1 pseudogene is annotated in these 497 nt (G+C 69.0%); it reads left to right on the top strand.

The features are described 5' to 3' along the window. Positions 1–497, top strand: a pseudogene (locus HCN51_RS57835) (DNA-directed RNA polymerase subunit beta); the annotation flags it as partial.

The following is a 497-nucleotide window of genomic DNA, read 5'->3' as shown; positions in this document are numbered from 1 at the left end:
GACATGCCGTTCCTGGAGGACGGCACCCCGGTCGACATCATCCTCAACCCCCTCGGCGTGCCCGGCCGGATGAACGTCGGCCAGGTGCTGGAGACCCATCTGGGGTGGATCGCCGCCCGCGGCTGGGACATCTCCGGCGTCCAGGAGGCGTGGGCCGAGCGGCTGCGTGACAAGGGCTTCGAGAAGGTCGCCCCGCGCACCAACATGGCCACCCCCGTCTTCGACGGCGCGAACGAAGAAGAGATCATCGGGCTGCTCGGCAACACCATCCCCACGCGCGACGGGGATCGGCTCGTGCAGGGCGGCGGCAAGGCCCGGCTCTTCGACGGGCGCTCCGGCGAGCCGTTCCCGTACCCGATCGCGGTCGGTTACATCTACATCCTCAAGCTGCTGCACCTGGTCGACGACAAGATCCACGCCCGGTCGACCGGCCCCTACTCCATGATCACCCAGCAGCCGCTCGGCGGTAAGGCCCAGTTCGGTGGCCAGCGCTTCGG

The sequence above is a fragment of the Nonomuraea composti genome (assembly GCF_012034275.1).
Classification (GTDB): Bacteria; Actinomycetota; Actinomycetes; order Streptosporangiales; family Streptosporangiaceae; genus Nonomuraea; species Nonomuraea composti.
This window is presented reverse-complemented; position numbering and strand designations above follow the sequence as displayed.